Source organism: Priestia sp. SIMBA_032 (assembly GCF_046535215.1).
GTDB lineage: Bacteria > Bacillota > Bacilli > Bacillales > Bacillaceae_H > Priestia > Priestia aryabhattai.
Map to the genome: position 1 here is coordinate 1 of NZ_JAWRXD010001062.1, position 256 is coordinate 256.

The following is a 256-nucleotide window of genomic DNA, read 5'->3' on the forward strand; positions in this document are numbered from 1 at the left end:
GGTCAGCTCGGCCAGCGGCGGGAAACCAAAGCTCCGGAGGTTTCGGTCGGCGGTTGCCAGCACCGCCTGTGGTGATGTGTTGGCCAGCTGCCACTCGAAGTGGTCCCAGGCCTCCTGTTCGGTTTCGCGCACGATGACACTGGTGAGCACACCGAACTGCAGTTGCTTGCCGGCGGCACCGGCCGCCTGCCGGACCCGGCCGAACAGCTCCGCCGTGGTCTCGATCGGACCGAGGAACGACAGATAGACGTCCAGC

Annotated in this window: 1 protein-coding gene; it reads right to left on the reverse strand. The window is 66.4% G+C overall.

What is annotated here, in order from left to right; genetic code table 11:
• On the reverse strand, window positions 1-256 hold a 256-nt coding region (locus SB717_RS37610), incomplete at both ends, for an LLM class flavin-dependent oxidoreductase (RefSeq protein WP_410908246.1).